The 4,321-nt window shown below is 68.9% G+C and carries 3 protein-coding genes; 1 reads left to right on the forward strand and 2 read right to left on the reverse strand.

Going from position 1 to position 4,321, the window contains the following annotated elements; genetic code table 11:
* Both K2Z83_RS11030 and K2Z83_RS11035 read right to left on the reverse strand, forming a co-directional pair.
* Nucleotides 1-309, reverse strand: a 309-nt coding sequence (locus K2Z83_RS11030; protein ID WP_220595238.1) for a nucleoside-triphosphatase, incomplete at its 3' end; no start/stop codon positions are given.
* A gap of 123 nt (nt 310-432) precedes the next feature.
* On the reverse strand, nt 433-843 hold the full coding sequence (locus K2Z83_RS11035; protein WP_220595239.1) for a cobalamin B12-binding domain-containing protein: 411 nt from the start codon (nt 841-843) through the stop codon (nt 433-435).
* A 206-nt stretch (nt 844-1,049) separates the two neighbouring features.
* Here K2Z83_RS11035 and K2Z83_RS28970 point away from each other — a divergent pair.
* Nucleotides 1,050-4,321 (forward strand): AMP-binding protein (locus tag K2Z83_RS28970; protein ID WP_255603777.1); only part of this gene is annotated, 3,272 nt, incomplete at its 3' end.

Below are 4,321 nucleotides of genomic sequence, written 5' to 3' on the forward strand. Positions count from 1 at the left end.
GAGCGGCTGCATGCGGATGCGGTCGCCCAGCACCGCCCCGCCGCTGAAGGGCGAGGTCGGGTCCACCGCGACGATGCCGACGGTGCGGCCCTGGCGGCGCAGCTCTAGGGCCAGGGCGTTCACCAGAGTGCTCTTGCCAGCGCCGGGCGGCCCGGTGATGCCGATCACGTGGGCGCGGCCGGCGTGGGGGTAGGCGCCGGCGAGCAGCTCGCGGGCGGCGGGCCCGCCCTGCTCGGCCAGCGAGATCGCCCGCGCCAGGGCGCGGCGGTCGCCGGCGAGCAGGCGCGGGAGGAGGTCAGAGTTACGCATATACATCACATGTGTAGGGCCGAAGCATTTGCCCCTGGATTGTCCCCAGGACGCCATGCATGCGGCCTGTAGGGCCGAAGCACTCGATATTGGCGCGTAGCGCCAATATCGAGTGCTTCGGCCCTACGAGTCGCGGGAGACCCCGGCGTTGGCGCGGATGTAGGCGACGATATCGTTGGTGTTGGAGCCGGGGCCGAACACCTCGCCGATACCGTGCTCGCCCTTGAGGGCGGCGGCGTCCTCGTCGGAGATGATGCCGCCGGCGACGACCAGCACGTCGTCCATCTGCTGCTCGCGCAGGAGCCGGGCCAGCTTGGGCAGCAGGGTCATATGGGCGCCGGAGAGGATCGACAGGCCGATCACGTCGACGTCCTCCTGGAGGGCGGCCTCGACGATCATCTGCGGGGTCTGCTGGAGGCCGGTGTAGATCACCTCCATGCCGGCGTCGCGCAGGGCCCGGGCGATCACCTTGGCGCCGCGGTCGTGGCCGTCCAGGCCGGGCTTTGCCACCAGGACACGGATGGTTCGCTCCATTGCAGGTACTCCTCTGAGCGCAGCGTTGTGATGCCGGGATTATACCACGCCGGGTTACGGGGGGAGTTGGGGGTTGGGGGTTTACTGTGCTTGCTTCCAACCTTGACCCCCGACTTCTGGCCACGCTTGACACCCCACAGCGCCCCCTGTACCCTGTACCCTATACCCTGTACCCTATACCCTGTACCCTGTCCGGAGGATCAATGATGATCGACACCGCGCCGCGCGCCCCGCGCAGTAACCCTATCCGCTCTCGCGCCGACTGGGAGGCCCAGCGCGAAGCGGCGATGGCCGACCCCGGCGCCTTCCACGGCGCTATCGCCCGCAGCGCGATCCACTGGTACGACCCGAGCCTGGGCGCGTGGATCACCTGGGATGTGGATCAGGGCCGCTGGATCGGGCTCGACGCCGGCAGCGGGCTGCCCGTCGGTGTGCCCTACGGTGCCGAGCATCAGCCCTGGCACCGCGCGCTCGACGCCGATGACCCGCCCTTCTCCCGCTGGTTCGCGGGCGGCCTGACGAACGCCTGCTTCAACGAGGTGGACCGCCACGTGCTGCTGGGGTTCGGCGATGAGATCGCCTACTTCTTTGAGGGCGACCGCTGGGATAGCAGCCTGAACGGTGGCCGGGGCGGCCCGGTCGTCCACGAGGCGATCTCGCGCAAGCGCCTGATGCTTGAGGTGGTGAAGGCGGCCCAGGTGCTCAGCGACCTTGGCCTGCGCCGGGGCGACCGCGTCGCCCTGAACATGCCCAACATCCTGCCGCAGATCGCCTACACCGAGGCCGCCAAGCGCCTGGGCATCGTCTACACGCCGGTCTTCGGCGGCTTCAGCGATAAGACGCTCTCCGACCGCATCCACAACGCCGGGGCGCGGGTGGTGATCACCTGCGACGGCGGCTACCGCAACGCCCAGGTGGTGCCCTACAAGGAGATCTACACCGACCAGGCGCTGGACACGTTCGTGCCGGTCGAGGTGGCGCTGCGGATCGTCCGCGACACGCTGGAGTCCCAGGCGCTCGATACCTCGCACGCCCAGTCGATCTACGCGGCCGTGGAGGAGCAGCTCGCCGAGGAGATCACCGTGGAGCGCGCGGATGTGATGCGCGGGGTGGGCGTGGGGCTCGGCCGGCTGGGCGACCTCGACGCGGCGCTGCAGGCCCGGCTGCGCACGGCGGTGGCCCAGGCGCTGGTGTCCGCGCCGCCCAGGGTCGATGCGGTGGTGGTGGTGCGACACACCGGCCAGGAGATCCTCTGGCGGCAGGGCCGCGACCGCTGGAGCCACGAGCTGCTCGCCGAGGCGAGCGGGCGAATCCTGGCGGCGGCCCGCGCCGCCGGGGTGGATGTGGCCGATGAGGCCGCGCTGCTGGAGCTGCCCGCCGAGCAGTTCGTGCGCGCGCTCTACGCCAGCAGCCCGTGTACGCCCGTCGACGCCGAGTTCCCCATGTTCATCATCTACACCTCGGGCAGCACCGGCAAGCCCAAGGGGGTCGTCCACGTCCACGGCGGCTACCTGGCCGGGCTGGCTCACACCATGCGGGTGAGCTTCGACGCCGAGCCGGGCGATGTGATCTATGTGATCGCCGACCCCGGCTGGATCACTGGCCAGAGCTATATGATCAGCGCCACCCTGGCCTGCCGGCTCACCGGCGTGCTCGCCGAGGGCTCGCCGGTCTTCCCCTCGGCCGGGCGCTACGCCAGCATCATCGAGCGCCACGGCGTGCAGATCTTCAAGGCCGGCGTTACCTTCCTCAAATCCGTGATGTCAAACCCCCAGAACGCCGAGGATGTGCGCCAGTACGACATGGCGAGCCTGCGGGTGGCCACCTTCTGCGCCGAGCCGGTGAGCCCGGCGGTGCAGCAGTTCGGCATGGAGGTGATGACCCCGCAGTACATCAACTCCTACTGGGCCACCGAGCACGGCGGGATCGTCTGGACGCACTTCTTCGGCAACGCGGACTTCCCGCTGCGCCCGGACGCCCACACCTACCCGCTGCCCTGGGTGGCGGGGGACGTTTGGAATGTTGAATTGGAAATGTTGAATGGTGAATTGCCGGACGGTCAGCCTCGGTATCGCGTGGCGGACTACGAGGAGAAGGGCGAGATCGTCATCACGGCCCCATACCCCTACCTCGCCAGAACAATCTGGGGCGATGTGGAGGGATTTGAGGCAGCGGCTCGGCAATTCAACATTCAACATTCAACATTCAACATTTGGAAGGGCGACGCCGAGCGCTTCCTCGCGACCTACTGGCGGCGCGGGCCGCAGGGCGAGTGGGCCTATGTGCAGGGCGACTTCGCCATGAAGTACGCCGACGGCAGCTTCACCCTGCACGGCCGCTCCGACGATGTGATCAACGTCTCGGGCCACCGCATGGGCACGGAGGAGATCGAGGGGGCCATCCTGCGCGACCGCCAGATCAGCCCCGACTCGCCGGTGGGCAACTGCATTGTGGTGGGCGCGCCCCACCGCGAGAAGGGGCTGACCCCGCTGGCCTTTATCCTCACCGCCCCCGGCCGCCAGCTCTCCGGCGTCGACCGCCGCCGCCTCGATGCGCTGGTGCGCTCTGAGAAGGGCGTGGTCAGCGTCCCCGAGGGTTACATCGAGGTGTCGGCCTTCCCCGAGACGCGCAGCGGCAAGTACATGCGCCGCTTCCTGCGCAGCATGATCGTCGGCGAGCCGCTGGGCGACACCACCACCCTGCGCAACCCCGAGTCGCTCGATGAGATCGCCGAGAAGATCGCGGCCTGGCGGCGCGCCCAGCAGATGGCCGAGGAGCAGCAGATCCTGGAGCGGTACAGGTACTTCAGGATCGAGTACCACGACGTCGGAAGGATGAAGGATGAAGGGAGAAGGATGAAAGACGGCAGCGACGATCATCCTTCTCCCTTCATCCTTCATCCTTCAAAGCTGGCCATCGTCACCGTCACCAACCCGCCGGTGAACGCGCTGAACGAGCGGGCGCTGGACGAGCTGAACACGATTGTGGACCACCTGGCGCGGCGGCGGGATGTGGCGGCGGTGGTGTTCACCGGGCAGGGCACGAAGAGCTTCGTGGCCGGCGCGGACATCCGCCAGCTGCTGGAGGACCTGCACACGGTGGAGGACGCCATCGCCCTGACGAACAACGCGCACCTGGCCTTCCGCAAGATCGAGCGCATGGCCAAGCCCTGCGTGGCCGCGATCAACGGGGTGGCGCTGGGCGGCGGGCTGGAGTTCGCCCTGGCCTGCCACTACCGGGTGGCCGAGCCCTTCGCCGAGTTTGGACAGCCTGAGATCAACCTGCGCCTGCTGCCCGGCTACGGCGGCACCCAGCGCCTGCCGCGCCTGCTCTACGCCCGCACCAGCGGCACCGGCCTGCTGCGCGCCATTGAGCTGATCCTCGGCGGGCGCAGCATCCCCGCCGAGGAGGCCCACGAGATCGGCCTGGTGGACGCCATCGCGCGCGGCGGCCAGGACGCGCTCGCGCTGGCCTGCGC

The sequence above is a fragment of the Oscillochloris sp. ZM17-4 genome, assembly GCF_019599295.1.
Classification (GTDB): domain Bacteria; phylum Chloroflexota; class Chloroflexia; order Chloroflexales; family Chloroflexaceae; genus Oscillochloris.

Excerpts from the sequence above, each read along its gene's own strand:
- K2Z83_RS11035 (WP_220595239.1), bottom strand. The coding sequence starts at position 843 with ATGGAGCGAACCATCCGTGTCCTGGTGGCAAAGCCCGGCCTGGACGGC.